Raw genomic sequence first — 25,546 nt, forward strand, 5'->3', positions numbered from 1 at the left:
CGAGCCTGTCGAATGATTGGAATGCATGTCAATCAATGGACGGCGTCGATTGCTGCCTGAACGGGGGATGTGGGCTTGGTGCGCCGGGGTCCCGGCAGAGTGCGCCGAACGTGAATGAGGGTGATCTGAGATCAATTGCGGCATATTGCCGATATGCTGAGATTGCTGCTGGTAAAAGTGCTTTCACGGCATTTTCTCGATGCGTGACCTGCCAGGTGACCTGTCGTTGACCGTGTTGTGCGCCGCGGTGCGGGCGGCCGCACCGCAGGCGCGAGCACGGTGGACGGACCGACGACGATCGGACTCAGCAACCAATGATGTGGCTCTTCGTTCCGCTGCTCCTGCTCGCCGTCCTGCACTACGGCGTCGCGGTCCGCACCTACGGGGTGCTCACACCGGACGGGCTCTTCGTCGTCTTCCAGCTGCTGATGGCGTTCGGGACGCTCCACCTCGTCGACCCGGGCTCGTCCACCGAGTCGTTCTACGGCCAACTGGTGGTCGGTGCGGTGGCGACGTACCTGGTGGTCAGTCTGCTCACCTTCCTGTGCCTGCGTACCGGCCGGCGGTCGGCGCCCCGGCGGGTGGGCGACCGCACGCCGTACACCGTCCGACTGATCCGGCCCACCCCGACCGTCGTTTCGGTGGCCGTGGTGTCGATCCTCGCCACGGTCACGTACTTCGTCGCCGTCGGCCACAGCGCCTTCGTGGTCGGCCTCAACGGCCTGATCAACGGCCAACCCGAGGATGTGCGGACGCTGCGGCTGGAGTCGTACGCGGGGGAGAACTACGTCTATCCCGGGTACGCCAACCAGTTCCGCAACATCCTGCTGCCCTCCCTCGCCGTCGTTCTCGCCCTCTGGTTCTTCAGCCGCCCCGGCCCGTTGGGGCGCCTCTTCGCCCTGCTTCCGCTGGGCCTGGCGGTGCTGGGGCTCGTCGGCACCGGCCAACGCGGCGCGTTCTTTCTCTTCCTGCTGACCCTGGTCGTCTACTCGTTCCTCGCCGCCGGCCGCGCGATGTCCCGATGGGTGCTGTTGGTGCCTTTGCTCGGAACGCCGGTGGTGGTCCTGGCGACGCAGGTGCTGGGTCGCAGCGCCGGTGCCGAGAACGCCCTCGCCGCGACGGGGTCGGAGCTGTACCGGCGCTTCCTGGAGGACAACCAACTCACCGGGGTGGCCGCGTTCAACTACACGTCCCAGCTGCCGGTTCGCAACGGCGGTGAGTGGCTCCGATCGTTGTCCGGTGTACTCCCGGGCGACCGGGGGAGCACCCTGGCCAACGAGGTGTTCGCGACCCTCTACGGTTCGGCGGCGGGCACCGCTCCGCCGTCGCTGTGGGGCTCGGTCCACCACAACTTCGGTACGGTCGGGGTGTTCGTCGTGGCCGCGGTTCTCGCCTTCATCCTCCAGGCCATGTCCTTCCACGGGCTGCGCCGCCGCAGCTACAACTCCCTCGAACTGATCGGCTACGCCGGCATGACGGTCGTCCTCGGGACCTGGGTCGCCGGCGGCCCGGATACCCTGCTGAACACCGGGCTGGTGGCCTATTTCGCGCTCTGGTACTGGGGCGGCCGGATCAGGCAGACGGACACGGCGGTGCCGTTCCACGTCCAACCCGCGTCGACCCGTGCGGTCGGCCCGGCGGCACAGCCGAATCGACTGGTCGGTAGACATCGTCCGTCGCCAGCAAGATCAGTGGGACACGGTGTGCCGTTGACCGCCGGCCGATAGCCGCCGATGCGGAGGATGCGGCTGCGGGCGGCGCTGCGATCCCGGCTGACCGTCGGCCGGCGGGGGGTGCTGAGCATCGCCTCGGGAACGGTCGGTGGTCAGCTGCTCCTGCTGGCCGCGGCCCCGGCCCTGGCGCGCCTGTACGGTCCGGCAGACTTCGGTGTATTCACGGTGATCGCCACACTGGTGGCGACCCTGGGGACGGTCGCGGCATTCCGCTTCGAGCTCGCCGTTCCGCTCCCCGAAGAGGACCGGCACGCCTACGGGCTGGTCGCCCTCGGGCTCACCTGTGCCCTGCTGACGGCAGTCGGGGGCACGGTCGTGGTGGCCTTAGCCGGCGGCGCCGTCGCCGTCGCCTTCGGTCAGCCCGCCCTGCGTACCTGGCTGTGGTTGGTTCCGTTGGCGTCGGCGGCGATGGGCTGCCTCCTGGTGCTCAACCAGTTGGCGGTACGGCACCGCCGGTACGGCTCGATCGGCCGGCGGAACCTCCTCCAGTCCGTTTCGATGCTGCTCACGCAGCTCCTCGCGGGTGTTGCCGGATTCCGCTCCGGCGGATTGGCCCTGGGACTCGGCGTCGGTCAGGCGGCTGGGGCGCTCATGCTGCTGCCCAACGCCCACCTTCGTGGGGCGCAGGCGAGGGCGGCGTGGCGCCCTCGGGAGCTGTGGCGGACCGCACGGCGCTACCGCCGTTTCCCGCTCGTCCTGGCACCGTCGGGACTGATCAACGTGTTGGGACTCCAGCTGCCGGTGCTGCTGATCGCGTACTGGTACGGCAGCACAGCGGCGGGATGGCTCGGCCTGACCCAGCGGGTCCTCGCGGCGCCCGCCGCGCTGCTCGGCGTCGCCGTGGCCCAGGTCTACCTCGGTGAGCTCTCCCGGGCGGCACGGGAAACGCCCGAGCAAGCCCGGCTGATCTTCTTCGGGGCGAGCCGGCGGCTCGCCCTCATCGCGCTGCCGGGTGCGGTTGCCGTCGTGGTGGGCGCCCCCGCGCTCTTCCGGCTTCTCTTCGGCGACGGGTGGGCCGGCAGCGGGGCGTACGCTCAGGCGCTCGCCATCGGTACGGCGGCGCACTTCGTCGCGTCCCCGCTGTCGCAGACGCTGATCGTCTTCGGCCGGCAGGGACTACAGCTGACGTGGGACGTGGGCCGAGTCCTGGTTGTCACGGGTGCGGTCGGTCTCACCGTGCTCACCGGTGGCTCGGCGTTGACCGCGGTGTGGGCGTTCGGGCTCTCGGCCGCGGTCACCTACGGCGCATCCTGGCTCTTGGCACTTCGGACAGTCGTCGGTGCCGGCCGTGCGGCGCGATCGGCCGGTGTCGCCGAGTCACGTGAGTTGGCGCGACAGGCGTGAGCACCACCGGCCGATGTTCTCCGGCGGGCCCCGCCGGCCGGCGGACGCCCATAACTGCCTCGCAGCATGGGTCGTTTCATCAATAGCGACGACCTGGGCGCGCTGGTCGGTGTGGCGAAATCAGCCGCCCACCCGAGGCCTTCGCGTCGTCCCCGTCCAACGAGGAACGAGTCCGTCATGCGACCCCGACTGCTGATCATTGCCTACGTCTTCCCGCCTTCGGAATCGGTCGGTGCCCGGCGGCCCGGCGAGTTGGCTCGATTCGCCGTCGAGCGCCAGTGGGACGTGCGGGTGCTGACCGCGACGTCGGCGGCTCCAGACGCGCTGGGCGCCGGGATCCCGGAGGGCGGGATCTTCCGGATCGCTCCGGTGCCCCGAACGGCCCAACTCGTCTCGTCGGTGCGTCGGGCGGAGGCGCAGTCACGGGTGGGCCGGCGTCATCTGCTCACCACGCTCGGGACGATCGGGCGAGAGATCTTGATCCCGGATGCCTGCGTCAACTGGGTCGTGCCCGCTGTCCGGCAGTTCATGCGGACCCGGGACGGCTGGCGTCCGGACGTCATCGTGGTGACCGGTCCGCCCGCGTCGGCATATCTGGTGGCGGCGAGGGTGGCCCGCCGCTTGGACGTGCCGTGGGTCGCCGACTACCGGGACCTGTGGACGGTCGGCAACGACTACTGGCCATACGGGCGTTCGTGGTGGCGCCGCGGCATCGACCACGGCTTGGAACGTCGCCTGCTCCGCTCGGCGGCCTGTTGCGTCACGATCTCCGAGCCGCTGGCCGAGATCATGCGCACCACGTTCGGCATCGACACCAAGACCGTGATGAACGGCATCGACCGGCAGCCGATGCCGACTGTCGACGTGCCGGGCCCCACCTGGCCGGCGGGACCCGGATCCTCGACGCTGACGTTGGCGCACACCGGCCGGTTGAACCCGGGCAAGCGGGACCCCTCGCCGTTGCTGGACGCTGTCTCGCTGCTTGGTCCGGAGGCCCGTCGCGTCACCGTGGTCTTCGCCGGGGAGGACAACGGGGTGGCCCGGGCGGCCACGGAACGCGCCGGTGTCGCCGAGTCGGTGACGAACCTGGGCGAGGTGTCGGCCGAGAAGTCCTGGCGCGTCCAGGTCGAGGCCGACGTGCTGGTGTTGGTGATGTGGAACGATCCACGGGACGCCGGAACCGTTCCCGGGAAGTTCTTCGACTACCTGCGTGCCCGGCGTCCGATCCTGATGATCGGCCATCCGAACGGGATCGTGGCGGACATCATCCGATCCCGTGACGCGGGTGCCGTCCTCGACGACCCGCGTGAGATCGCGGATCAGTTGCGGAGGTGGCTCGCGGAGAAGGACCGTGTCGGCCGGATCCCGGACCTTCCGGCGTCCGCTCTGGACGGTCTCTACCGGGATGACCAGCTCGAGGCGTTTCTCGAGATCCTCTCCGACGCCGCCGCCGCGCACCGGTCACGTCGCCGACCCGTCCGCTGAGTGGTCTGTCGCCCTGTCGCCCGTGCGTGTCCGCACGACACGGGCGACAGGCACAGACCGTGGGGGGCGGTCGGGCGAGCGGGCTCAGGACGACCCGCGGTACCCCCCCGTGGCCGCTGGTGTACCCAGCTGCCAGCGGAGGCGCGCCTCGCGTAGCCGGGCGATCATCTCCGGCCAGCCCGGCGGGCGGTAGCCGGTGGCCGCGGCAAGAGCGTCGGCCGACAGCGACCGGTCGCAGACGAAGCCGTCGAACGGAACGATCTCGCCGGTCCAGGCGTACTCCGCCGCGATGAGGCGGAGCAGGTCGAACTTTGGTATCGGGCTCGCCGCCACGTGGTACAGGCCGGCGAGGTCCGTGCGCGGCAGTACCACGGTGCGCAGCAGCCAGGCGATCTCGACCGTCGTCACCCCGCTGTAGATCGCCTTGGTGTAGCCCCGCACCACCGCCGACTGCGTGAGGAACCAGTCGACCAGGGACCGGTTCGACGTGAGTTCGTGACCGATGATGGACGTCCTGAGCGTCAGCGCTCCGCCGTAGGTGGCCTCGCCCAGCAACTTCGACCGACCGTACAGGTCCGTTGGGTCGGCCGGGTCGGTCTCCTGGTAGTTGCCGCGGTCACCGGAGAACACACAGTCCGTGCTGACCTGGATCAGACGGGCACCGACCTGGTCGCATTCGCGGAGGAGCACGTGGGGGAACAGGGCGTTCAGCGACACCGTCTGGACGGCGTCCTGGACCTCCGGGCGCTGCTTGACGACCCCCACGCAGTTGACCACCGCGTCCGGCCGGACGCGGTGCAGCAGACGCCGGATCCCGTCCGCGTCCAGCGCGTCCACGCCGGTGGTTATCCGGCCGGCCAGGTCGGCCGGGAAGAGTGTGGCCACATTCGGTACCCGCGCCGCCCCGCGGACGTCGACCGCGAGGTCGCGGGCGAGCTCCCGGATCAGGGTGTGGCCCAGCATCCCGGTGGCACCGAGGACGAGAACGCGGATCATCCTGTCTCCTTGTCTCGGCGGGTGGGCGCGCCAGGTCGCCGTCCGGCCCTGGCCAGCAGGTCGGCGAGAACCTGTGCGTTGATCGCCTCGCTCATGTGCAGCAGGTAGTGGTGCCGGCCGGCGTCGCCCATGGTCCGCAGTCCGTCCGCCGGCGTCGCCCGTGCCCGCCGGACGACCGCCGCCAGGCCGGCGGGATCGCCCGGCGGAGCGGCGAGGCCGGCCCCGGCGCTCGTCACGATCCGGGCCGCGTCGCCGGGTGCGCAGACGAGGGCGGGTCGGCCGCAGGCGAGGATCGCCTGGACCTTGCCCGGCAGGGTGATGTGGAACAGCGGTTCGTCGGCCAGACAGACCAGTTGGAGGTCCGCCGCCGCCATGGCGGCCGCGATGCGGTCCGGGCCGATCTGGTCGACGAAGTGCACGGTCGGCAGCCGTCGAGTGAGCGCCCGCTCCCGCAGCAAGGGCCGCTGGACTCCGTCGCCGACCAGCACCAGATGCACGTCCGGCAGGTCCCGCAGGTGCTCCATGGCCTCGACGGCGACGTCCAGTCGCTGCGCGACGCCGAGGTTGCCGGCGTACATGACGACGAAGTCGTCCCGGCTGAGGCCGAGCCGCGCGCGGAACACCGGGTCCGGCTCGGTCGGCTGCATCATCTTCTCGTCGGCCCAGTTGTAGACCACCGACACCTTTTCCGCGGGTACCCCCCGCGCCACCAGCGTCTCCCGCAGCCCGGGGAGGGGACGGTGACGTGGTCGGCCCACCGGTACGCCTGGTCGGTGAACCGTCCCAGGGTCCCCTGGGCGAGGCGACGGCCCGGCCGGCCGGTGAGGAAGCCCGTGGCGAAGACCGAGTCGGGCCACAAATCCATCGCCATGAGCACGTACGGGGTGCCCCAGCGGATTCGTGCGGCCATCGCCGCGGTGGCGGCGGTGACGGGGGAGCCGTAGACCAGTGCCACGTCGGCGGCGCGCAGCAGCGGGCGGCCGAGAGCGGTGGACGAGGCGGCCCAGGTCAGGTAGTTGGCGGCGCGGCGGAGCGCTGAACGATCGTGGCTCGGGTACAACGGGGACCGCAACACCCGGAGGCCGTCCTGACTCTCCACGTACCTGCGGTGCGCCCGGTAGCCGGGGTGGACGATGCCGGTCGGGTAGTTGGGCACCCCCGTCAACACGTCCACGTCGAAGCCGTATCCCCGCAGGCAACGGGCGATGCCCAGGGGTATTCCGGTGGGCTCCGGGGGGAACCACTGGCTGACCAGTGCCACCCGTCGGCCGCTCACGGGTGCCCGGCGGCCCGGACGCGCCACGGCGCTCACGCGGGCGTGGCGACGGTCGGCGCGGCAAACCCGTCGAGGTGCGCGCGCACCTCGGGCAGGGTCCGCAGCAACTCCATGACCTCGGCGACGTCCAGGCGCCGGGCGTTGTGCGAGTGGTAGTCGACCCGGTGGTCGCGGTTGGTGTCCCCCTCCTCGAAGTAGAGGGCGTAGTTCAGGTCACGGCTGTCGACGGGTACCCGCAGGAAGTCGCCGAGGTCCTCGGCCCGGGCCAGGTCCTCCCGGCTGGCCAGGGTCTCGTAGAGCTTCTCGCCGTGTCGGATCCCCAACACGTCGAACTTCGCCGGCACCCCGAACAGGTTGCACAGCGCCGTGGCCAGGTCCCCGATCGTGCAGGCGTCCGCCTTGCGGATGAACACGTCGCCCGGCTGGCCGTGATGGAAGGCGTGCTCGACCAGTTCGACCGACTGCTCCAGGGACATCAGGAAGCGGGTCATGGTCGGCTCGGTCACGGTGAGCGGCACTCCGTGACCGATCTGTTCGATGAACAGCGGGATGACGGATCCCCGGGAGTACATGACGTTGCCGTAGCGGACGCAGCAGACCCGGGTCCGGGCACCCGGGTTGTTGCGAGCGTGCGCCTGGGCGACCTTTTCCATCAGGGCCTTGGTCATCCCCATCGCGTTCACCGGGTAGACCGCCTTGTCGGTGCTGAGTAGCACCAGGGCCTCGACACCGTTGCGCTCGCAGGCGTCCACCACGTTGGCGCTGCCCAGCACGTTGGTCCGGACCGCCTCGAGGGGAAAGAACTCGCACGAGGGTACCTGTTTGAGCGCGGCGGCGTGGAACACGTATTCGACGCCGCGGCACGCCTTCACGGTGCTGTCGTGGTCGCGGACGTCACCGACGTAGTACCGGACCCGATCGTCCCGCAGCCGGTGGCGCATCGTGTCCTGTTTGGACTCGTCCCGGCTGAGGACGCGTACCTCGGCGGCTCCGGCGTCGAGCAGGCGGGAAACCATCGTCTGGCCGAACGAGCCGGTCCCGCCGGTGATCATGAAGCGTCGGCCCGATAGCGAGGACGTCACATCTCCTCCAGTAATCCCCCGTACCGGTCACGGGAGTCGCGGTCGCGTTGTAAAGGACACTACTGCCAAAGAACGAAGCAACAGCAATAAAAGAGTCAAAGAGAACTAACCTCGTAAAACCGGAAGGTTGTCGCTTTGGGGTGGCCACGACCAGCGTGTACCCGAGGTCGTTTGGTTCAACGATCGACAGTTGCCGGCGGAAGCGGAGTCGGCTCGACGGAAGGCACACCCTCATGACCCGCGTGATGACGGTGGTGGGCACCCGGCCGGAGATCATCCGGCTCTCCCGGGTGATCGCCCGGCTGGACGAGGCGGTGGACCACGTGTTGGTTCACACAGGACAGAACTGGGACAGCTCGCTGTCCGACATCTTCTTCACGCAGCTGCGGATCCGCGAGCCAGACCGGTTCCTCCGCGTCGATACCTCGTCCCTCGGCCGGGTGCTGGGTGGCGTGCTGGTGGGAGTGGAGAACGCGATCGCCGAGCTTCGGCCGGACGCCCTGCTCGTCCTCGGCGACACCAACAGCTGCATCGCGGCGCTGATGGCCCGGCGGATGCGGGTGCCCGTCTACCACATGGAGGCGGGTAACCGCTGCTTCGACCTCAACGTCCCGGAGGAGACGAATCGTCGGCTGGTCGACCACGTCGCCGACTTCAACCTGGTCTACACCGAGCACGCCCGGCGCAACCTGCTGGCCGAGGGGCTGCACCCGCGGCGGATCCTGCACACCGGCTCGCCGATGCGCGAGGTGCTGGAACACTACCGGGCGGGCATCGCCGCCTCGACTGTCCTCCGTCAGCTGGAACTCAGGCCCGGCCACTACTTCCTGGTCAGTGCGCACCGGGAGGAGAACGTGGACCGCCCGGACCGGCTTGCGCGGCTGCTGGACTGCCTGCAGGCGGTCCGCGATCGCTGGGGGTTCCCAGTGCTCGTCTCGACGCACCCGCGGACCCGTAAGCGGCTGGAGGCGCTGGCTCCGAACACTACGGTGCTCGACGGCATCGCCTTCCACGAACCGTTCGGCCTGCTCGACTACGTGCACCTTCAGACACGGGCATACTGCACGCTCTCGGACAGCGGCACGATCAGCGAGGAGGCGGCGATCCTGGGCTTCGCCGCCGTGACGCTACGCGAGTCGATCGAGCGGCCGGAGGCGTTGGACGCGGGCGGCATCGTCATGACCGGCCTCGACCCGCAGGGTGTGGTGGAGGCGGTCCAGGTAACCGTCGACCAGGTCGCTGCCCACGGGGTGCCGTGCCCGGCCGACTACCGGGTCCCGGACACCTCCCGGCGGGTGCTCGACTTCATCCTGTCCACCGTGCGGCGACATCACGACTGGGCAGGCGTCCGCCGCTGATTCCGGTGACCGGAGCGGGCCGGCGACCCACGGAGGTCGCCGGCCCGCTCCGTGCTGACGTCACCGGGAGAGTGGCACCTGGACCACGGGTCGCACCGACGGGGCGCACAGCTGCGCGAGCTGGGCCACGATCTTGTCCGGATCGGCGTACGGGTCCAGACCACTGACCTCCAGTGGATCCAGTACCGGCACCGTGACGTGGGAGATCAGTGGATGCAGCGGGCGGTCGTCCACCTCGCCGGCGCCGAACAGGTCCTCGTGCAGCTTCTCACCGGGCCGTAGTCCGGTGTAGACGACCGGCACTGTGCTGGCCGCCTGCTCGGCCAGTTGGCGGGCCAGGTCGGCGATGCGTACCGGCTCACCCATGTCGAGCACCAGCGCCTCCCCGTCCCGGCCGATCTCAGCGGCCTGGAGCACCAGGTGCACCGCCTCCTGGACGGTCATCAGATAGCGGGTGACCTCGGGGTGCGTGACGGTCAGCGGGCGACCGGCCTCGATCTGCCGCTGGAACGCGGTGACCACCGAGCCGCGGCTGCTCAGGACGTTGCCGAACCGGACGCTGAGGAAGGTGCCGGGGAAGCGGTGCGCGGCGTGCGCGGTGAGCCGCTCGGTGATCCGCTTCGAGTAGCCGAGGACGCTGACCGGGGCAGCGGCCTTGTCGGTGGAGATGTTGACGAACTTGGCGACGTCCCGGCACGCGTCCAGCACGCTGAGAGTGCCCCACACATTCGTCAGCACGGCCTCGCCCGGATGGCGCTGCAGGAGCGTGAGGTGCTTCAGGGCCGCGGCGTGGAAGATGACGTCCGGTCGGCGCTCCCGGACGATCCGCCGGATGCGCTCGTCGTCGCGGAGGTCGGCGAGGATCAGCTCGGGCCCGTCGAGCAGGGCCCGCCCGTTCAGTGACATCTGGAGGGCGTGCAGGGCCGACTCGTCACGGTCGAGCATCATCAGCTCGCCCGGGTCGGCCTTCATGACCTGCCGGCACAGCTCCGACCCGATGGACCCGCCCGCGCCGGTGACCAGCACCCGCCGGCCGGTCAGGCCGTTGCCGCTCAGCGGTAGCTCGCCGACCACCTGGCGGCGGCCGAGCAGGTCGCTGATCTGCACGTCCCGCACGTCGGTCACGGTGATCCGGTGATCGACCAGGTCCCGGACCGGTGGCAGTATCTTGAACGCGGCGCCGGTCCGCAGGGTGGCCTCACGGATCTGCCGGATCAGCTTGGCGTCGGCGTTGGCGACCGAGAAGATCAGCGTGGTGGCGCCGGTACGGCGGACCGCCTCGGCAATGTCCCGCCGGCTGCCGAGCACGCGCACTCCGCCGACGCGCAGGTTGCGCTTGTCGGGATCGTCGTCGAGCGCGCCGACCGGCAGGTACCGGCTACGGGGGTCGCCGAGCATCGCCCGCAGCAGGCCCTGGCCGGCGTCGCCGAGGCCGAACAGCAGCACCGGCGTCGAGGAGCGGACGTCGGGACGCATCGCGAGGTCGCGACGGTGCCGGTAGGCGAACCGGGCCGCGAGCATGAACAGCAGGGCCAGCGCGCCACCGACCAGCGGGGTGCTGACCGGGACCGGCCGGTCGGGCGAGGGCAGCAGGGCGACCAGCAGGACGCCCGACGTGGTGGTGGCGGTGCCGGCCAGCCCCTGCACCTCCTGGAGAGTCCCGAGCGGGTGCCGGCCCGAGTGGAGCCGGCGGACCGCGGCCACGACCACGTACATCAGCGCGGCGATGCCACCGGCGGTGGCCGCCCGGCCCAGCTGACCCGGAGGCGGGTGGAACTCGTACCGCGCCCAGACGGCGGCGACGAAGCCGCCGATCCAGGCGGCGGTGTCGGTCGCGAGGAATCCCAGGGCGCGGCGGCGAGCCCGGGCCCGGCGGGATCTCTGGGCGACGCGTTCAGCGGTTCCGGTGTCCAGCGGCATATCTGACTCCCGTTTCCGACCGCTTCCACCCGAGGGGTAGAAGGAGTGCGACATTTGTCGTTGTTACAGCGTCGAGCGCGACGTTCGGACGTTCTGCCGTCAGACGCGCTCCGTTCAGCCGCGCAGGCCGCCGGCGGGGACCGGTCAGCGTGCGGGGACCCCCTTGACCACCACGCCGTCCGGCACGTCGCGCACCACGCAGGCGCCTGCCCCGACGGTGCTGTCCCGCCCGATTCGGCGACCCTGCAACACCGCCGCCGTGGTGCCCACCAGCACGCCCTCCGCCAGGTGGCAGTCGCCGGAGACCGCGGCCAGCGGGTTGACCGAGACGAAGTCGGCGAGCACGCAGTCGTGGCCGACGGTGGCATTCTGGTTGAGGTGAACGTGCCGACCCAGCGTGACGTTGGTGGTGACCCGGGAGCCCGGGAACGCAACGAATCCTGGTCCGTACCGGGTGTCCGGGTCGACCGTGGCGTCCGGGTGGATCAGGCTCGCGGCGGGCGTACGGTACGGCTCGACCCGCTCGGCGACCGCGCGGCGCACCCGTGGGTCCCCGATCCCGACGACGTGGTGGGTGTCCGGCGGTGCGTCGCGCAGCCAGGCGAGCCCTCCCAGATACGGCACGTCCAGACGGTGCGCCCGCTTGAGGTTCTCCTCGGTGGGGCGGTCGTCGACGAACCCGGCCAGGTGCCAGCGGGGTCCGCCGGCGGTGACCACCGCGCGGGCGATGGTCAGCACCTCCCGGCCATGGCCGCCACAGCCCACGATCACCAGCGGTGTCACGCGGAGGACGCTCCGGTCCGGATGGTCAGGAACTCGTCGATCGCACCGAGTACGGCACCGAACTGGCGCTCGGTGAGCGCGCTGCCGCTGGGCAGCGTCAGCCCCCGGGCGAACAGGTCGTCGGCGGCGCCGCTGAGCAGGCTCTCCGAGCCGGTGTACGCGGGCTGCCGGTGCATCGGCTGCCACACCGGACGCGTCTCGATGTGCCGGGCGGTGAGGTGGGCGGCCAGGTCTGCTGCCCGCCAGCCGGAGCGCTCCGGGTGGACCCGGATGACGGTGAGCCAGCAGTTCGACGTGGGGTCGTCCGCGCCGAGCAGGTCGACGCCGGGCACCGGGGCGAAGAGTTTCGCGTACCGGTCCCGTAGTTGGCGACGTCGGCTGATCATTCCGTCCAGCCGAACCAGCTGGGCCCGGCCGAGTGCGGCCAACAGGTTGCTGAGCCGGTAGTTGAAACCGGTCTCCCGGTGCTCGTAGTGCACCGTGGGCTCGCGCGCCTGGGCGGCCAGGTGCCGGGCCCGGTCCAGCAGTGCCAGGTCGTCGGAGACGAGCATCCCGCCGCCCGAGGTGGTCATGATCTTGTTGCCGTTGAAGGACAGCGCGCCGACCCGGCCGAACGAACCCGCGGCCCGACCGCGGTGTGCGGCGCCGAGCGCCTCGGCGGCGTCCTCCACCACGGGGACGTCGGCGTCCGCGCAGAGGGGCAGCAGAGCCGTGTAGTCCACACAGCTGCCGAACATGTCCACCGGGACCACCGCGCCCACCCGGTCACCCCGGCGTGCAGCCGGTGCAGCAGCTCGCCGACGAGGGCGACGTCGACGTTGCCGGTACGCGGATCGCAGTCCACGAAGACCGGGCGGGCGCCCGTGTAGCGGACCGCGTTCGCGGTCGCCACGAAGGTCAGCGTGGGGACGATCACCACGTCCTCGGGACCGACGCCCACTCCGAGCAGGGCCAGGTGCAGCGCCGCGGTGCCCGAGCTGACCGCCACCGCCCCGTCCGTGCCGACGCGGGCGGCGACCTCGCGTTCGAAGGCCTCCAGATCCGGACCGGCGGGCGCGACCCAGCCGGAGCGCAGGGCGGCGACGAGGTACGACTCCTCCAGCGGCCCGACGTCGGGCGGGGAGAGGTGCACGGTGCGCGTCATCGCCGTCCGCCCTGCCGTACCGTCACACGTGGGGTGGTCGCCCCGGCGATCCGGGTCTGCGGCAGCGGTCCCTCGCTGGGGTCGACCGGCAGCGCCACGCCGTCGACGACCAGTGCGGTCTGTGTCGCCGCTTCAGTCGGCGGCATCGGACCGGGTGGCGTACCGAGAAATGCCGGAGCGGTGGCGACACCGGCAGCCGAGATCCCCTCCCGGTGCAGCACGGTACGAACCGTCGCGGCGAGGATCGACACGTCCATCCGGAGGGTGCGGGTATCGACGTACTCCACGTCCAGGTCGAACTTCTCCTTCCAGCTCAGCTGGTTGCGACCGTGGACCTGGGCGAGACCGGTGACCCCCGGCCGTACCTCGTGCCGACGGGCCTGCCGCGTCGAGTAGCGGGGCAGGTATTCGGGCAGCAACGGCCGGGGGCCGACGAGACTCATGTCGCCGCGTAGCACGTTCCAGAGCGTGGGCAGCTCGTCCAGGCTGGTGGAGCGCAACCAGCGGCCCAGGGGTGTCAGCCGGTCGGCGTCGCTGACCAGGCCGCGGCGGAGGTCCGGCGGGCGCATGGTCCGGAACTTGACCAGCTCGAACGGCTCGCCGTGACGACCGGAGCGGCACTGGCGGAACAGCGCGGGGCGGCCCAGGCCCGCGGCGACGAGCAGCGCGACGGCCACCATCACCGGCGCCAGCAGCACGATCAGGAGAAGCGCCACGACGAGGTCGAGCACTCGCTTCCCCCGATCCGGACGTGTCGACCGGGGTGGCCTCTCCGGTGTCACCACAGCATGGACCGGCACCGTTCCAACCTCCCAGCTAAGCGGTCATACAGCCCAAAGGGGTTGTATCAGGCATGGGCGTGAGGGATGACGCAAACAGGCACACTCACCCCGTCGGAACAACCGCCCGGCTGGACGAGAGGACACGGGTGCCGATCGCATCCCCGCAGGTCGATCCCACGGAGGAGGTGGTTTGCCGGAGCGCGGCGTCCGTCCCGGCGCGTACGCCGGGCCCGGCCGGGCCGGGATCAGCGGGGCCTGTTCGGGCCCGGCGCGGTCGAACGGCCGGCGGAATCGAACAGCCGGCGGGGTTGAACAGCCCGGCGGGGTCGAACAGCCCGGCGGGGTCGAACAGGTGGCCGACCGGGGCGCTTCGGTCGGCTCAGGTCGGCGGTGCGGCGGACCCGGTGCCGGTACCCGGGGCGCCCTCGGTCAGCCGCCGGTCCAGCAGCGTCCGCAACGGCACGGACTGGCCGTCGCGCCCACCGGCGCCGACCACCAGGGGCGCAGGGCTGGGCTGCGGGGCGGCCCCGAACAGCCGGGCCCGCAGGCCGCCAGGCACGGTCAGCAGGTGAAACCGGCCGTCGGCGTCGACCGCCCGGGTCCGTGCCCGGTCCACGTACCAGCCGCGTAGCCGCGTCCGGTAGCTTGCCCGCCCGTCGTACGAGCGCGCGGTCAGGCGCTCGGTCGGCAGCCCGCGCCGCCGAGCCTCGGCGACGAACCGGACCACCAGCTCCGCCGCCTCCGCCTGCTCGGCCGCCCGCCGCCGCTCCTCGGCCGCCGCGTGCGCGGCCACCGCGTGCCGTCGTCGTTCCCGCCAGTCCAGGCCGTCCTCCGCACCCACGACAGCGACGGTACGCCCGACGCCATCCCGCCCCGGAGCCGTTCGCCCGCAGCGGCCCGAACCCGAGCCGGTGGCGAAGCCGGCCAGGGTACCCGGCGCGGATCGCTCGACCGCCTGCGCGGCCCTACCCCGCGACCAGGCCCCGGGACCAGCCGGGCGGAGATGCGGTCGACACGGTCACGATGGCTGTGGTGGCGTCCAGCGCGCCGGTCAGGCCAGGCCGGCTCGGCGCAGCGCGTCCGCCATCGCGCTGTTGGCCGGGGCCGCGCCGCCGCGCCCCTGTCGCGGCTGCCGTTCCTGTCGCGGCTGCCGTCCCTGCCGTTCCTGTCGCGGCTGCCCGCCGCGGCCACCCGGCCCGCCGCGTTCGCGGTGGCTGCCGTCCGCGCCGCCCCGGCGCGCCGCGTCGGCGTCGTCGTCCAGCCGTAGGGTCAGCGAGATTCGCTTGCGGGGCACGTCGACGTCGAGCACCTTCACCGTCACCACGTCACCGGACTTGACCACCTCGCGCGGGTCCCGGACGAAGGTGCGCGACATCGCCGACACGTGCACCAGGCCATCCTGGTGCACACCGACGTCCACGAACGCGCCGAACGCCGCCACGTTGGTGACGACGCCCTCCAGGACCATGCCGGGCGTCAGGTCGGCGATGGTCTCCACGCCCTCGACGAACGTCGCGGTGCGAAACTCCGGGCGGGGATCCCGTCCGGGCTTCTCCAACTCGGCGAGGATGTCGGTGACGGTCGGCAGGCCGAACGTGTCGTCGACGAAGTCGGTGGCCCGCAGGCCGCGTAGGATCGCGCTCCGCCCGATGACGGACTGCAGGTCCTGACCGGTGGCGGCGAGGATCCGCCGCACCACCGGGTACGCCTCCGGGTGCACGCTGGACGAGTCCAGCGGATCCTCCCCGCCGGGGATGCGCAGGAAGCCCGCGCACTGCTCGAATGCCTTCGGCCCGAGCCGGGCCACCTTCCGCAGATCGGCGCGGGTGTGGAACGGCCCGTTGGCGTCCCGGTGCAGCACGATGTTCTCCGCCAGCCCGGCGCCGATTCCGGAGACCCGGGTCAGCAATGGCGCGGAGGCGGTGTTCACGTCGACACCGACGGCGTTGACGCAGTCCTCGACGACCGCGTCGAGCGACCGGGAGAGCTTCACCTCGGACAGGTCGTGCTGGTACTGCCCGACACCGATCGACCGCGGGTCGATCTTGACCAGCTCGGCAAGTGGGTCCTGCAGACGGCGGGCGATGGAGACCGCGCCGCGCAGCGACACGTCCAGGCCGGGCAGCTCCTGCGCCGCGTACGCGGACGCGGAGTAGACGGAGGCGCCGGCCTCGGAGACGACGATCTTGGTGAGGTTCAGCTGCGGATGACGCTTGATCAGGTCACCGGCGAGTCGGTCGGTCTCCCGGCTCGCGGTGCCGTTACCGATCGCCACCAGCTCCACCCGGTGCGCGGCGGCCAGCCTCGCCAGGGTCTCGACCGACGCGTCCCACTGCCGGCGCGGCTCGTGCGGGTAGATGGTGTCGGTGGCGACCACCTTGCCGGTGGCGTCGGCGACGGCGACCTTCACCCCGGTGCGTAGGCCCGGGTCCAGACCCATGGTGGGCCGGGCACCGGCCGGGGCGGCGAGGAGCAGGTCGCGCAGGTTGGTGGCGAAGACCCGGACGGCCTCCTCCTCGGCGGTCTGCCACAGTCGCATCCGCAGGTCCGCGCCGAGGTGGATGAGGATCCGGGTGCGCCAGGCCCAGCGGACCGTGTCGGCCAGCCACCGGTCGGCCGGGCGGCCCTGGTCGGCGATCCCGAAGCGGCCGGCGACCATCGCCTCGTACCGGGTCGGCCCGGTGACTGTCGCGTCGGGATCAGCCTCCGGCTCCGGGTCCATCGCCAGGTCGAGCACACCTTCCTTCTCGCCCCGGAACATGGCGAGGATCCGGTGCGACGGCAGCTTCGGGTACGGCTCGGCGACGTCGAAGTAGTCGGCGAACTTGGCGCCGGCGGTCTCCTGACCCTCGCGTACCCGGGACACGAGCCGGCCCCGCGACCACATCTGCTCGCGCAGCGTGCCGATCAGGTCGGCGTCCTCGGCGAACCGCTCGATGAGGATGGCTCGCGCGCCGTCCAGCGCGGCAGCCGCGTCGGCGACCCCTCGGTCCGGGTCGACGAACCCGGCGGCCGTCTCGCGCGGGTCGCGCGTCGGGTCGCCGAACAGCGCGTCGGCGAGCGGTTCCAGACCGGCCTCACGGGCGATCTGTGCCCGGGTCCGCCGCTTCGGCTTGTACGGCAGGTAGATGTCCTCCAGGCGGGACTTCGAGTCCGCCGCCATGACCTGCGCTTCCAGAGCCTCGTCGAGCTTGCCCTGGCCGCGAATCGACTCCAGCACGGCCGCTCGCCGCTCGTCCAGCTCGCGCAGGTAGCGCAGCCGCTCCTCGAGCGTGCGCAGCTGGGTGTCGTCGAGCAGGCCAGTGGCCTCCTTGCGGTAGCGGGCGATGAACGGCACGGTGGCGCCACCGTCGAGCAGCTCCACGGCCGCGCGTACCTGGCGCTCGGCGACGCCGAGTTCCTCGGCGATCCGCTGATGAACAGAGAGGGTCACGATCTCGATCCGCCTTCGGGAGTGGTTTCCGTCGTGCATTCTGCCGCGCTAGCGTGGCGATCATGGAACCAGCTGCGGAGCCCCGGGCGCGGCGGCTCTTCGGCGGCAGCGCACGGGCGTTGGGTGACCTGGCGGCGAGCCCGTTCCGGGCCGACCGGGACCGCATCGTCGGCTCGCCCTTCTTCGCCCGTCTGAACGGGGTGACCCAGGTGGTCAGCCCCGGTGGCTCGGGGCTGCTGGTACACAACCGGCTCACCCACAGCCTCAAGGTAGCGCAGGTGGCCCGGGCGATCGCCGAACGGCTCACCGCCGACGATCGGCACCGCGACCTGCTGGCGGAACTGGGCGGCTGCGACCCGGACGTGGTCGAGGCCGCGGCGCTCGCCCACGACCTCGGCCATCCGCCGTTCGGGCACCTCGGGGAGCGGGTGCTGGACCGGCTGGCGCGCCAGCGGCTCGGGCTCGCCGACGGGTTCGAGGGCAACGCCCAGTCGTACCGGATCGTCACCTCCACCGAGATCCGCGGCGCGGCGACCACCGGCCTGGACCTCACCGCGGCGGTGCGGGCGGCCATGCTCAAGTACCCGTGGACCCGGCTGGACGATCCCGACCCGCACCCGCGGTTGCTCGACCCGGCCCCGCGCGGCGCCGCCCCGCCGCCGGACGACCTGGCCAGCGGGTCGACGAAGTTCGGGGCGTACCGCACGGAGGTGGACGACCTGCGCCAGGCGCGGGAGCCGTTCGCCGGGCGGATCGCCGACTGGCAGCAGACCGTCGAGGCGTCCGTGATGGACACCGCCGACGACATCGCATACGCGATCCACGACGTGGAGGACTTCTATCGGGTCGGGGTGCTCCAGCAGGGTACGGTCGCCGCCGAGCTGACCGCGTGGCAGCGGGAGAGCGGTCACCTGCGGGCGATCACCGACGCGGCCCTGGCCACGGCGGCCCGCCGGCCCGGCGCCGCGATCGAGCGACTACGCCGCCAGCTGCACCGCAAGGACGCGTGGATCGCCGCCGACGACGCGTTCGCCGCCGCCGTGGAGCACGTCCGCGAGGAACTGGTGGACGGCCTGCTCGCCGTGCCGTTCGACGGATCCATCGAGGCAGAGCAGTACGTGGCCCGGTTCTCCGCCCGCTGGACCACCCGTCTGGTCGACGCGATCACCGTGGTGGGGACGCCGTCGGTGCGCTCCGGGCACGTGCTGCTCGCCCCGGCACAGTGGCACGAGGTACAGGTACTCAAGTTCGTCCACCACCGGTTCGTGCTGGCCCGACCCGACCTGGCGCTGCACCAGCGCGGCCAGGCACGACTGCTCGGCACCCTGGTCGAGGCGCTGCTGGACTGGCTGCTCGATCCGGAGGAGGAGTCACGGCTGCCGCGTCGCCTGCATGACCTGGTCGAACTGGCCGAGGCGGAGCTGCACCCGCGGACGCCGGACCGGCTCGGCCAGGCCCGGGGCCGCGCGATCATCGACTTTGTCGCGCAGCTCACCGACGGACAGGCGGTCGCGATGCTCGACTCGCTCTCCGGCCGCTCCGGCGCGCTCTGGACCGATGCCTTCGTCCTCTGAGGTGGCCCACGCGGCGGCCCTTCCGTGACGAGGCCGTGCGGGTCGGAGCGCGTCGGGTAGCTGTTACCAGTCGGGTCAGGCGATGGCCTGCCACCAGCCGTCCACCGGTGGCGGCTCGTCGACCACCACCCGCTCGCCCGGCCGCGGGACCGCCAGCCGCACGTCCCGGGACTTCGCCTCGGCCCAGAGCCGGTCGACCGGCTCGGACCAGTCGTGCAGGGCGAGGTTGAAGGTCGCCCAGTGCACCGGGATCAGCAGGCCGCCCCGCAGGTCCAGGTGGGCGGCGACGGCCTCCTCCGGGAACATGTGGATGCTCGGCCAGGCCCGGTCGTACGCGCCGATCTGCATCAGCGTCACGTCGAACGGCCCGTACCCTGCACCGATCGCCGCATACCCGGTGAAGTAGCCGGAGTCGCCGGTGTAGAAGACGCTGCGGTGTGCGCCAGCGATCACCCAGGAACTCCAGAGCGTCCCGTCGCGGCGCAGACCACGGCCGGAGAAGTGCTGTGCCGGCGTGGCGGTGAGTGTCAGGTCACCCAGGTGGTGGCTCTCCGACCAATCCAGCTCAATGATCCGGTCGGCCGGCACGCCCCAGCGGTCCAGGTGGGCACCGACACCCAGCGGGACGACGAACGGGACGTTCTGCCGGTCAGTCAGTTCACGTACGGTTGCCAGGTCGAGGTGGTCGTAGTGGTCGTGGGAGATCAGGATCGCGTCGAGCGGCGGTAGTTCGTCGAGGCGGATCGGCGGCTCGTGTAGCCGCTTCGGGCCGACCCGGGCCGACGGGGAGCACCGCTGACTCCACACCGGGTCGAGCAGCACGCGCTGCCCCTCGATCTCGATCAGCGCGGACGCGTGGCCGTACCAGACGATGCTCAGCTCCCGGGCCGTGTCGACGGCGGGCGGGTCGGCTGGCCGTAGGAGCGGCACCGCCATCGTGGGGTGGCGCTTCTGCTTGCCGAAGAACAGCTCGCGGACGAGGTCGCGGTCCATGTTTCCGGTCGGCAAACGGCTGCTCGCCGGGTTGTGGAAGGAGCCGTCACGAAACTGTGGCGAGCGCGCGGCGCGTTCGGCCCGGGTGCTGGTCAACCGGCCGCCAAGGGCCAGCGGCACGTCCCGGACCGCCCCGGCCAGTCCCGCGAGCGCGGCCAGCCCGACCGCCGTGCCCGTCCGCCGTCCGGGGGACCGGTCCCCACGTCTTGCTGGTGCCACCGCCGCCGTCCCTCCGCCGATCTTCGACGCACAGGTTACCCCCGGGGAAGGCCGGTCCTTCCGCTCATGTCCGCCAGTTTGCCCCGCCTCGGTCAGGGAAACACGCGGTGCCAGTCATCCACGACTCGAGGGGCGCCAGATGGCGAGTAGGAAGAGCGCGCCGGTCCGCGAGCGCGCGTTCCGGCGGTCCGGTGACGGCTACGTCACGACGGCACGCGGTGACGCGATCTTGCAGACGCCGTTCCTCAACAAGGGGACGGCGTTCCCGCTCGCCGAGCGGGTGGCGCTGGGGCTCGAGGGGCTGCTGCCCGCGGCGGTTTCGAGCCTGGAGAGTCAGGCCGACCGTGAGTACCGGCACCTGTGCGAGCAGCCGACCGACCTGCACAAGAACCGCTACCTGCAATCGCTGAGCGACCGCAACGCGGTGCTGTACCACCGCGTGCTCGCCGACCATCTGACCGAGTTGCTCCCGATCGTGTACGACCCGACCGTGGGGTTGGCGATCAAGGGGTACAGCCACCAGTACCGTCGGCAACTCGGGTTGCACCTGTCGATCGACGCGCCGGAGCGGATCGAGCAGGCGGTCGACAACCTGGGGCTCGGACCGGACGACGTCGACCTGATCGTGGCCTCCGATGCCGAGCAGATCCTCGGCATCGGCGACTGGGGAGCCGGCGGCAGCGCCATCGCCGCGGGCAAGCTCTCCGTCTACACCGCGGCGGCCGGCATCGACCCGGCCCGGGTGATCCCGGTGTCGCTCGATGTCGGCACGGACAACGAATGGCTGCTGAACGATCCGGCGTATCTGGGCAACCGGCACAGCCGGGCCCGAGGAGATCGCTATGACCACTTCATCGACGCCTATGTCACCACCATGACCAGGCTCTTTCCCCACGCGGTGCTGCACTGGGAGGACTTCGGCCCCAGCAACGCCCGGCGGATCCTGGAGCGCTACCGTGACCGCGCCTGTTCCTTCAACGACGACATGCAGGGCACCGGCGCGATCGTGCTGGCGACCGTGCTCAACGCCGTGCGGGTGACCGACACGCCGATGCGGGAGCAGCGGGTGGTGATCTTCGGGGCTGGCACGGCGGGAATCGGGATCGCTGACCAGCTTCGCGAGGCAATGGTCCGCGACGGAGTCGACCGGGACGTCGCGACGCGGCGATTCTGGTGCGTGGACAAGCAGGGCCTGCTCACCGATGACATGCGCGATCTACGGGACTTCCAGGTCCCCTACGCCCGACCGACGGCGGAGGTCGCCAACTGGCGGCGGGACCCGGCCGGAATCGGCCTGGAGGAGGTTGTCGCCCAGGTCCGGCCGACCATACTGGTGGGCACCTCCACCGCGCCCGGCGCCTTCACCGAGAGGATCGTCCGGGTGATGGCCGCGCACGTGGCACGGCCGGTCATCCTGCCGTTGTCCAATCCGACCGAGCGGATCGAGGCCATGCCCGACCAGCTCGTCCGCTGGACCGACGGCCGGGCGCTGGTCGCGTCCGGGATCCCGGTACCCGCGGTGACCTACGACGGCGTCCTGCACACCATCGGAGAGGCCAACAACGCGCTGCTGTACCCCGGTCTGGGGCTCGGCGTGATCGTCGCGAGGGCCCGCCGGATCAGCGACGGGATCTTCGAGGCCGCCGCCACGGCGGTCGCCGGCATGGTCGACGTCGGCGACCGCGGCACGCCGCTGCTCCCGCCGGTGCAGAACCTGCGCGCCACGTCGGCCGCGGTCGCGGTCGCCGTGGCCAGACGCGCCGAGGAAGAGGGGCTGGCGCAGGTGGCGCTGACGGACCCCGTCCAGCAGGTGCAGGACGCCATGTGGCAGCCCACCTACCGGCCGGTCAGAGCCGCTGCCCCGTGACAGCCGGCCGGAGCCCATGGAGCATCCGACGCCGACGTCCAGGCACCCCCAGGCCGCCCGGCCCGCCGTGCCGGCGCGGCGGGCCGGGCGTCACGAACCGGGGATGGTGTCGCCGTGCCTCGTCGTGGCGGTGAGGTAGTCGCGGTTGAGGCGGCCGATGGTGTTCAGCGGGATGCCCTTCGGGCAGACCACCGTGCACTCGCCGGTGTTGGTGCAGCCGCCGAAGCCGGCCTCGTCGTGCGCGTCCACCATGCCGACCACCCGGGTGTGCCGCTCCGGCTGGCCCTGCGGCAGCAGCGAGAGCTGGGTGACCTTGGCGGCGGTGAAGAGCATGCCGGAGCCGTTCGGGCAGGCCGCTACGCAGGCGCCGCAGCCGATACAGGCGGCGGCCTCGAAGGCGGCGTCCGCGTCGGCCTTGGCGACCGGTACGGAGTGCGCCTCCGGGGCGCTGCCGGTCGGTGCGGTGATGAAGCCGCCCGCAGCGATGATCCGGTCGAACGCGTTCCGGCTGACCACCAGGTCCTTGACGACCGGGAAGGCCCGGGCCCGCCACGGCTCGATGTCGATGGTGTCACCGTCGGAGAACTGCCGCATGTGCAACTGGCAGGCGGTGGTGCCGCGCTGCGGGCCGTGCGCGTTGCCGTTGATCATCATGCCGCAGGCGCCGCAGATGCCCTCCCGGCAGTCGTGGTCGAACGCCACCGGCTCCTCGCCGGCGAGGATCAGCCGCTCGTTGAGCACGTCGAGCATCTCCAGGAACGACATGTCCGGGGAGACGTCGTCGACCTGGTAGGTCACCATGCGACCCTTGTCCTGAGGGCCCTTCTGGCGCCAGATGCGCAGGGTCAGGTTCACTTGTAGCTCCGCTGCGTGGGGTGGACGTATTCGAAGGTCAGGTCTTCCTTGTGCAGCACCGACGGCGCGCCGGTGGCGGTGAACTCCCACGCCGCGACGTACGCGAAGTTCTCGTCGTCGCGCTGGGCCTCGCCGTCCGGGGTCTGGTGCTCGGCTCGGAAGTGGCCGCCGCAGGACTCCTCGCGGTGCAGGGCGTCGATGCACATCAGCTCGGCGAGCTCGAAGAAGTCGGCCACCCGACCGGCCTTCTCCAGCGACTGGTTCAGCCCCTCACCGTCGCCCGGCACGCGCACCCGCCGCCAGAACTGCTCGCGCAGGGCCCGGATCTCCTCGATCGCCTTACGTAGACCGGCCTCGGAGCGGTCCATGCCGCAGTGGTCCCACATGATCTGGCCCAGCTCCCGGTGGAACGAGTCCACCGTCCGGTCACCGTTGACCGCGAGCAGCCGCTGGATCCGGTCCTCGACGTCGCGCCGTGCCTCGACCGCCGCCGGGTGGCTCGGGTCGACCGGCTCGAACGGGCCGGCCGCCAGGTAGTTGGCGATGGTGTTCGGCAGCACGAAGTAGCCGTCGGCCAGGCCCTGCATGAGCGCGGAGGCGCCCAGCCGGTTCGCGCCGTGGTCGGAGAAGTTCGCCTCGCCGATCACGAACAGTCCGGGGATGGTCGACTGGAGGTCGTAGTCGACCCACAGGCCGCCCATCGTGTAGTGCACGGCGGGGTAGATCCGCATCGGGGACTCGTACGGGTCCTCGCCGGTGATCCGCTCGTACATCTCGAAGAGGTTGCCGTACTTCGCCTCGATCGCCCCGCGACCGAGCCGGTTGATGGCGTCGGCGAAGTCGAGGTAGACGCCGAGCTTGGTTGGGCCGACCCCGCGTCCCTCGTCGCAGACGTTCTTGGCGGCCCGGGAGGCGATGTCCCGGGGCACCAGGTTGCCGAACGAGGGGTAGATCCGCTCCAGGTAGTAGTCCCGCTCCTCCTCGGGGATGTCCCGGGGAGCGCGGTCGTCGTCCTTGGCCTTCGGCACCCACACCCGGCCGTCGTTGCGTAGCGACTCGCTCATCAGGGTCAGCTTCGACTGGTGGTCGCCGGAGACCGGGATGCAGGTCGGGTGGATCTGCGTGTAGCAGGGGTTGGCGAAGTACGCGCCCTTGCGGTGCGCCCGCCAGGTGGCGGTCACGTTGCAGCCCTTGGCGTTGGTGGAGAGGTAGAAGACGTTGCCGTAGCCGCCGGAGGCGAGCACGACCGCGTCCGCGAACTCCGTGGTGATCTCGCCGGTGACCAGGTCCCGGACGATGATGCCCCGGGCCTTGCCGTCGACGACGACCAGCTCCAGCATCTCGTGCCGGGCGTTCATCTCCACGGTGCCCAGGCCGATCTGCCGCTCCAGCGCCTGGTACGCCCCGAGCAGCAGCTGCTGGCCTGTCTGGCCCCGGGCGTAGAAGGTGCGCTGCACCTGCGCGCCACCGAACGAGCGGGTGTCCAGCAGGCCGCCGTACTCGCGGGCGAACGGCACGCCCTGGGAAACGCACTGGTCGATGATGTTGGCCGAGACCTCGGCGAGCCGGTGCACGTTCGACTCGCGGGAGCGGAAGTCGCCGCCCTTGACGGTGTCGTAGAACAGCCGGTGCACCGAGTCGCCGTCGTTGCGGTAGTTCTTCGCGGCGTTGATGCCACCCTGCGCCGCGATCGAGTGTGCCCGGCGCGGGCTGTCCTGGTAGCAGTACGACTTGACCCGGTAGCCCTGCTCGGCCAGGGTCGCCGCGGCCGAGCCGCCGGCCAGGCCGGTACCGACCACGATCACCGTCATCTTGCGGCGGTTGGCCGGGTTGACCAGCTTGGCCTCGAACCGGCGGCGTTCCCAGCGGGTCTCGACCGGGCCGTCGGGAGCCCTGGTGTCGGCGATCGGGTCGCTCTCGGTGTAGAGATCCATGGTCAGGACACCAATCCGGTGAGTACGGCGAACGGGACCACGAGATAGCCAGCGCTGAGGACGACAGCGCAGACCAGTGCGACGTTCCGTGCCCGGCGCTCACCCCGCGGGGTCTGCTGGCCGAGGCTGCGTAGCGCGCTGAAGACGCCGTGCCGCAGGTGAAAGCCGACGGTGACGACGGCCAGGGTGTAGAAGAGCGTGACGTACCAGCGTTCGGGCGCGAAGTCGGCGACCACGTTGGCGTACGGGCGGTGCGGGTCACCGACCGGGTTCAGGGTGCCGGTGGTCAGGTCCAGGATGTGGTAGATCACGAAGAGTAGGATGATCACTCCACCCCAGCGCATCGTGCGGGCGGCGTAGCTGCCCTGGATCTTGTTGCGGTGTGCGTACCGGACGGGACGGGCCGCCCGGGCGCGCAGGGCGAGCGTGGTGGCGGCCCAGATGTGGGCGACCACGGACACCAGCAGCGCCGTGCGCATGATCCACAGGAACCAGGCGCCGGGTAGCAGCGGGTCGCCGATCTCCCGCAGCCACTCCGCGTAGTGGTTGAACGACGACGCGCCCGTGAAGACCTTGAGGTTGCCGAGCATGTGCGCGACGAGGAACAGCACCAGGGTGATGCCCGTCACCGCCATGACGACCTTGAGGCCGACGCTGGAGCGGATGGGCGACCGAGTTCTCGTGACTACCACAGGCCCGACGCTATGAGTAGTTTGATCAGTCGTCCAATGCATCAAACCCGCAGTCTTGATAGCCATAAGCTATTTA

The 25,546-nt window shown here is 71.1% G+C and carries 19 protein-coding genes and 2 pseudogenes; 6 read left to right on the plus strand and 15 right to left on the minus strand.

All coding sequences use genetic code 11. From position 1 onward, the window contains the following. The first annotated feature begins 317 nt into the window (after positions 1-317). From QTQ03_RS01435 to QTQ03_RS01445, 3 genes are all read left to right on the plus strand, one after another. Complete coding sequence (locus QTQ03_RS01435) at positions 318-1,727, plus strand: O-antigen polymerase (protein WP_289276343.1); 1,410 nt, start codon at positions 318-320, stop codon at positions 1,725-1,727. A gap of 6 nt (positions 1,728-1,733) precedes the next feature. Continuing rightward, complete coding sequence (locus QTQ03_RS01440) at positions 1,734-3,077, plus strand: lipopolysaccharide biosynthesis protein (RefSeq protein ID WP_289276344.1); 1,344 nt, start codon at positions 1,734-1,736, stop codon at positions 3,075-3,077. Between the two features lie 177 nt (positions 3,078-3,254). Beyond that, positions 3,255-4,562 (plus strand): glycosyltransferase, encoded by a 1,308-nt coding sequence (locus tag QTQ03_RS01445; RefSeq protein WP_289276345.1) that lies wholly within the window; start codon positions 3,255-3,257, stop codon positions 4,560-4,562. An 84-nt stretch (positions 4,563-4,646) separates the two neighbouring features. Here QTQ03_RS01445 and QTQ03_RS01450 read toward each other — a convergent pair whose 3' ends face one another. From QTQ03_RS01450 to QTQ03_RS01465, 4 genes are read right to left on the minus strand one after another with little or no spacing between them, the layout of a single operon-like run. Then, positions 4,647-5,558, minus strand: a complete 912-nt coding sequence (locus QTQ03_RS01450) for a dTDP-4-dehydrorhamnose reductase family protein (protein ID WP_289276346.1) — start codon at positions 5,556-5,558, stop codon at positions 4,647-4,649. After that, the gene (locus QTQ03_RS01455; protein ID WP_289276347.1) at positions 5,555-6,268 is read right to left on the minus strand and encodes a glycosyltransferase family 4 protein; all 714 of its coding nucleotides are present in this window, start codon (positions 6,266-6,268) and stop codon (positions 5,555-5,557) included. The genes QTQ03_RS01450 and QTQ03_RS01455 overlap by 4 nt, the downstream gene beginning before the upstream one ends. After that, the gene (locus QTQ03_RS01460) at positions 6,205-6,834 is read right to left on the minus strand and encodes a glycosyltransferase (RefSeq protein ID WP_289276348.1); all 630 of its coding nucleotides are present in this window, start codon (positions 6,832-6,834) and stop codon (positions 6,205-6,207) included. Before QTQ03_RS01460 ends, QTQ03_RS01455 begins: the two co-directional genes overlap by 64 nt. A 32-nt stretch (positions 6,835-6,866) precedes the next feature. Beyond that, positions 6,867-7,916, minus strand: coding sequence for a polysaccharide biosynthesis protein (locus tag QTQ03_RS01465; RefSeq protein ID WP_289276349.1), 1,050 nt, complete (start codon positions 7,914-7,916; stop codon positions 6,867-6,869). Between the two features lie 233 nt (positions 7,917-8,149). Between QTQ03_RS01465 and wecB the strand changes: the two genes are divergently transcribed. Further along, entirely contained in the window at positions 8,150-9,274 is a 1,125-nt protein-coding gene (gene wecB, locus QTQ03_RS01470; RefSeq protein ID WP_289276350.1) for a non-hydrolyzing UDP-N-acetylglucosamine 2-epimerase, read from the plus strand. A gap of 60 nt (positions 9,275-9,334) precedes the next feature. Here the strand turns inward: wecB and QTQ03_RS01475 are convergent, their stop codons facing one another. The 7 genes and pseudogenes from QTQ03_RS01475 to QTQ03_RS01505 all read right to left on the minus strand — a co-directional run bounded on the left by QTQ03_RS01475 (position 9,335) and on the right by QTQ03_RS01505 (position 17,400). Further along, the gene (locus QTQ03_RS01475) at positions 9,335-11,194 is read right to left on the minus strand and encodes a nucleoside-diphosphate sugar epimerase/dehydratase (protein ID WP_289276351.1); all 1,860 of its coding nucleotides are present in this window, start codon (positions 11,192-11,194) and stop codon (positions 9,335-9,337) included. Between the two features lie 144 nt (positions 11,195-11,338). Next, entirely contained in the window at positions 11,339-11,977 is a 639-nt protein-coding gene (locus QTQ03_RS01480) for an acetyltransferase (protein ID WP_289276352.1), read from the minus strand. Continuing rightward, complete coding sequence (locus QTQ03_RS01485) at positions 11,974-12,714, minus strand: DegT/DnrJ/EryC1/StrS family aminotransferase (protein WP_289280627.1); 741 nt, start codon at positions 12,712-12,714, stop codon at positions 11,974-11,976. Before QTQ03_RS01485 ends, QTQ03_RS01480 begins: the two co-directional genes overlap by 4 nt. A 98-nt stretch (positions 12,715-12,812) precedes the next feature. After that, positions 12,813-13,121 (minus strand): annotated as a pseudogene (locus tag QTQ03_RS01490) (aminotransferase class I/II-fold pyridoxal phosphate-dependent enzyme); the annotation flags it as partial. Further along, the gene (locus QTQ03_RS01495) at positions 13,118-13,852 is read right to left on the minus strand and encodes a sugar transferase (RefSeq protein WP_289276353.1); all 735 of its coding nucleotides are present in this window, start codon (positions 13,850-13,852) and stop codon (positions 13,118-13,120) included. The gene QTQ03_RS01495 and the pseudogene QTQ03_RS01490, both read right to left, overlap by 4 nt. Before the next feature lie 430 nt (positions 13,853-14,282). Next, positions 14,283-14,744, minus strand: a complete 462-nt coding sequence (locus QTQ03_RS01500; RefSeq protein WP_289276354.1) for a hypothetical protein — start codon at positions 14,742-14,744, stop codon at positions 14,283-14,285. A 210-nt stretch (positions 14,745-14,954) separates the two neighbouring features. Then, positions 14,955-17,400: pseudogene (locus tag QTQ03_RS01505) on the minus strand (Tex family protein). On the opposite strand from QTQ03_RS01505, the gene QTQ03_RS01510 reads away from it, so the two are divergent. Continuing rightward, a complete protein-coding gene (locus tag QTQ03_RS01510) occupies positions 17,399-18,910 on the plus strand; it encodes a deoxyguanosinetriphosphate triphosphohydrolase family protein (RefSeq protein ID WP_289276356.1) in 1,512 nt (503 codons plus the stop codon). The pseudogene QTQ03_RS01505 and the gene QTQ03_RS01510 overlap by 2 nt on opposite strands. Before the next feature lie 75 nt (positions 18,911-18,985). On the opposite strand, the gene QTQ03_RS01515 is transcribed toward QTQ03_RS01510, so the two are convergent. Continuing rightward, on the minus strand, positions 18,986-20,122 hold the full coding sequence (locus tag QTQ03_RS01515) for an MBL fold metallo-hydrolase (protein WP_289276357.1): 1,137 nt from the start codon (positions 20,120-20,122) through the stop codon (positions 18,986-18,988). A 139-nt stretch (positions 20,123-20,261) separates the two neighbouring features. Between QTQ03_RS01515 and QTQ03_RS01520 the strand changes: the two genes are divergently transcribed. Next, positions 20,262-21,989 carry an NAD-dependent malic enzyme gene (locus QTQ03_RS01520; RefSeq protein ID WP_289276358.1) on the plus strand — a complete coding sequence of 576 codons (1,728 nt, stop codon included), beginning with the start codon at positions 20,262-20,264 and terminating at the stop codon, positions 21,987-21,989. A 90-nt stretch (positions 21,990-22,079) separates the two neighbouring features. Here the strand turns inward: QTQ03_RS01520 and QTQ03_RS01525 are convergent, their stop codons facing one another. The 3 genes from QTQ03_RS01525 to QTQ03_RS01535 are packed head-to-tail and all read right to left on the minus strand — an operon-like array spanning position 22,080 to position 25,512. Continuing rightward, entirely contained in the window at positions 22,080-22,844 is a 765-nt protein-coding gene (locus QTQ03_RS01525) for a succinate dehydrogenase/fumarate reductase iron-sulfur subunit (protein WP_289276359.1), read from the minus strand. Next, positions 22,841-24,778: a fumarate reductase/succinate dehydrogenase flavoprotein subunit gene (locus QTQ03_RS01530; RefSeq protein WP_289276360.1), complete on the minus strand. Its 1,938-nt coding sequence runs from the start codon at positions 24,776-24,778 to the stop codon at positions 22,841-22,843. The genes QTQ03_RS01525 and QTQ03_RS01530 overlap by 4 nt, the downstream gene beginning before the upstream one ends. 2 nt (positions 24,779-24,780) lie before the next feature. Continuing rightward, the gene (locus QTQ03_RS01535; protein WP_289276361.1) at positions 24,781-25,512 is read right to left on the minus strand and encodes a succinate dehydrogenase cytochrome b subunit; all 732 of its coding nucleotides are present in this window, start codon (positions 25,510-25,512) and stop codon (positions 24,781-24,783) included. Between the last annotated feature and the right edge of the window lie 34 nt (positions 25,513-25,546).

Source organism: Micromonospora sp. WMMA1363 (assembly GCF_030345795.1).
Classification (GTDB): Bacteria; Actinomycetota; Actinomycetes; order Mycobacteriales; family Micromonosporaceae; genus Micromonospora.

Bases quoted from the DNA above. Each gene is read 5' to 3' on its own strand.
- QTQ03_RS01440 (WP_289276344.1), top strand. From the start codon at position 1,734: ATGCGGAGGATGCGGCTGCGGGCGGCGCTGCGATCCCGGCTGACCGTC.
- QTQ03_RS01510 (WP_289276356.1), top strand. From the start codon at position 17,399: ATGGAACCAGCTGCGGAGCCCCGGGCGCGGCGGCTCTTCGGCGGCAGC.
- QTQ03_RS01485 (WP_289280627.1), bottom strand. From the start codon at position 12,714: ATGTTCGGCAGCTGTGTGGACTACACGGCTCTGCTGCCCCTCTGCGCG.
- QTQ03_RS01535 (WP_289276361.1), bottom strand. From the start codon at position 25,512: ATGCATTGGACGACTGATCAAACTACTCATAGCGTCGGGCCTGTGGTA.
- QTQ03_RS01450 (WP_289276346.1), bottom strand. From the start codon at position 5,558: ATGATCCGCGTTCTCGTCCTCGGTGCCACCGGGATGCTGGGCCACACC.
- QTQ03_RS01445 (WP_289276345.1), top strand. From the start codon at position 3,255: ATGCGACCCCGACTGCTGATCATTGCCTACGTCTTCCCGCCTTCGGAA.
- QTQ03_RS01475 (WP_289276351.1), bottom strand. From the start codon at position 11,194: ATGCCGCTGGACACCGGAACCGCTGAACGCGTCGCCCAGAGATCCCGC.
- wecB (WP_289276350.1), top strand. From the start codon at position 8,150: ATGACCCGCGTGATGACGGTGGTGGGCACCCGGCCGGAGATCATCCGG.
- QTQ03_RS01520 (WP_289276358.1), top strand. From the start codon at position 20,262: ATGGCGAGTAGGAAGAGCGCGCCGGTCCGCGAGCGCGCGTTCCGGCGG.
- QTQ03_RS01435 (WP_289276343.1), top strand. From the start codon at position 318: ATGTGGCTCTTCGTTCCGCTGCTCCTGCTCGCCGTCCTGCACTACGGC.
- QTQ03_RS01530 (WP_289276360.1), bottom strand. From the start codon at position 24,778: ATGGATCTCTACACCGAGAGCGACCCGATCGCCGACACCAGGGCTCCC.